Here is a 2,805-nt window from a genome sequence, read left to right as displayed (position 1 = left end):
AAATGTCATGTTTATTAATAGGAATCTAATTTACACAAGGAATTTTACACCCTCCATTGCCCCTAAAGGGGAAACGACTCACTACATTTTGTGCGTCGCTGACGCTCCTGCAAAATGTGTTCGCTGTGCACCGCGAAGCGGCAATCCACAACCCTCGGGCCGCAGGCCCGTCGAACCTAAGAACCCTTGGCCCCGGGCCCATCAATCTTAAGAACCTTTTTCCTCAACCCTTCTACACAACCCGCCGCCGACAGGCGGTCCCAACCTGCGGCGTCAGCCGCCACCACAACCCTCAGCGGCCTTTGGCCGCTGTCAAACCTAAGAACCCGACCGCCCAAAGGGCCGGTCAAACTTAAGAACCTTCCCCTTTGAACTCGGGGCCGAAGGCCCTTATTTATACAATATCCCCAGCACCGTCCGCGCTTCTTCCACTGTCAGCTGGCCGGGGGCGCTGGCTTCTTTTCCGGCGGCGAAGGTGAGGGGGGCGCCGAGCCCGTTTCCTGCCACCCTGGTGAGGACGCCCAGGGGGCCCATGCCGATGGTAATGACGGGGGTGTCAGGGAAGAGGCGGTTTACCCTGGCGGCGGCGTTGATGAGGGCGGCGGCGTCCAGGGGGGTCTGTGGCATGACGGCTATTTTCAGGATGTCGGGACGGAAGGATTTCATATTTTCCAGCGTGTCCACGATTTCCATTTCCGAAAGGGCCCTCTTGAATTTATGGTAGCTCATGAGGGTGGGAATCTGCCGGGCCCTGGCCCGGGCCATGAGGATTTTGGTGTCCATGATTTCATGGCCGTATTCGATGTCGATGATATCCGCCCAGCGGGAGGCGAGGATGAGGGAAATGAGCTGCACATAGTCGCCGCCGGGGGTTTTGTGGACGCCGCCCTGGCTCTTGGTGCGAAGGGTGGTGAGGAGGGGCGTGTCTTCAAAGTGGGAGCGGATGATGTGGTATGCTTTGTCCAGGTCGGTTACGGCGTTGAAATCCTCCTTGTTCAGAAGGTAGTCCACCCGCCATTCCAGCATGTCTGGGGAAAGCTCCTTCAGGGAGGCGCATTCCTTCTCCAGGTCTTCAAAGGAAGCGGAAACGAGGGGGACGCAGATTTTGGGCCTGCCTTCCCCGAGGATCATATGTCTGATTTGCATCATGGTTTTCTCCTTTCAGGAAATCTGCCAGCCCCTGCCGGCATGGTTCAGTACTTCGCAGCCTTCTTCCGTCACCAGCACCAGATCTTCGATGCGGACGCCGAATCGGCCTTCCAGATAGACGCCGGGTTCGATGGAAAAAATCATGCCAGGTTTGGCCACGAGGGGGGATGAGGAGCTCACCTCTCCCTCCTCATGCTCTTTAAGGCCTATGAAATGGCCCAGACGGTGGGTGAAGAAGGACCCGTATCCTCCTTTGGCAATGTATTCCCTGGCTGCCCGGTCCAGGTCAGCCAGCGGGATTCCCGGCCGCACCAGGGATTCCGCCAGCTCTCCCGCCTCCCGTACCAGGGTATGTACCTTTTTCTGCTCCTCCGTGGGAGTGCCGGTGAAGAAGGTGCGGGTCATGTCGGAGCAGTAATGATTTTTCCGGCAGCCTATGTCAAAAAGCACTGTCTCGTTTTCGGAAAGTTTTGTGTCATCGGGCATGTGGTGGGGATCGGCACCATGGGCGCCGAAGGAAACGATAGGCGGGAAGGAGAACCCCTCCGCCCCTTCCTCCTTATAAATAGCAAGGAGTTTGTCGGCGCATTCCTTTTCTGTCACACCGGGATGGATCCAGCGGGAAATCCGTTCCATGGCCCGGTCATTGATGGCCGAGGCAAGGCGCATGGCTTTGATTTCCTCCTCGTCCTTCACCGCCCGCAGGCCGTCCACCAGGGGAGAACCGTTCTTAAAGGACAGGTCGGGGCGAAGGGCCATGAGGGATAAAAGGAAATGGGATGGCCAGGTCTTGTCGATGCCGGTTATGCCCTTCGGCAGGAAAGGGGAGAGAAGGGCCAGCCCGTCCTCTCCGTCCTCAAAGGAAATATCCGCCGGGCGGCCTCCATCCGCCTCCTCCATGGAAAGGCCCATGCCTTCCTTCAGGGGGAAAAGCCGGTTCCGGAGCCAGAGAGGCGGCTCCTTTTTGCGGAATACCAGCACCGTAAGCCTTTCGCCGGGATGGATGATCTCCCCGGTGAGATAGAAAAGGGCGGCAGGCTCGGAAACAATAAGCGAATCCAGCCCCAGAGCCTCCAGCCCCGCGCCGGCAGCAGCCATGCGCCTCTTATATATATCCAGCATAGGATTCCCTCCTTAATATTTTCTTAACTCTATTATATAGGAAATAAAATTTTTTGCTGAGAAAAATTTTGGGGATAGGGGCAGCGGGGAAGTGAGACGGCTGTCGGCTGTCGGCTATCGGCTGTCGGCTTACCGCAGGCCACTGGACTGCATTCCCAAAAGCAAGGGGGCTATGTGTTGTCATATGACTCTTTCAGTAAGCATAGAGAGGCATTATTCTGCCCCCTGAATAGGGGGAAGTCCCGCGCAGCGGGATAGGGGGTGGCGACCACAGGTCGCCAATTCCCGCCGACTGGTATTTAACGATAATGAGTCACTATCGTCCACGCACCAAGATTCTTCGCTTACGCTCAGAATGACTTGTCCGGCGGGAAGGCAAGCCCCGTAACGCTGATCCCTTCCGGCTCGCTGCGCTCGCCACCCACCCCTGAAACAGGGGTGGGCAAGGGATGTAGTGACGCGGTTCCTTTTCCCTCCATAAACTTGCCCACCCCCGCACTCGGGGGTGGGGGGACCACGTAGTGGTGGAAGGGG

Annotated in this window: 2 protein-coding genes; both read right to left on the bottom strand. The window is 57.5% G+C overall.

Going from position 1 to position 2,805, the window contains the following annotated elements; all coding sequences use genetic code 11:
• Positions 1-390: 390 nt before the first annotated feature.
• Positions 391-1,149 (bottom strand): type I 3-dehydroquinate dehydratase, encoded by a 759-nt coding sequence (gene aroD / locus Q0482_RS03415; RefSeq protein ID WP_299143398.1) that lies wholly within the window; start codon positions 1,147-1,149, stop codon positions 391-393.
• Between the two features lie 12 nt (positions 1,150-1,161).
• Positions 1,162-2,271 (bottom strand): aminopeptidase P family protein, encoded by a 1,110-nt coding sequence (locus Q0482_RS03410; RefSeq protein WP_299143395.1) that lies wholly within the window; start codon positions 2,269-2,271, stop codon positions 1,162-1,164.
• Positions 2,272-2,805 lie beyond the last annotated feature (534 nt).

Origin of the sequence: uncultured Dialister sp. (assembly GCF_937959425.1) — a bacterium.
In the GTDB taxonomy this organism is placed as follows: domain Bacteria; phylum Bacillota; class Negativicutes; order Veillonellales; family Dialisteraceae; genus Dialister.
This window is presented reverse-complemented; position numbering and strand designations above follow the sequence as displayed.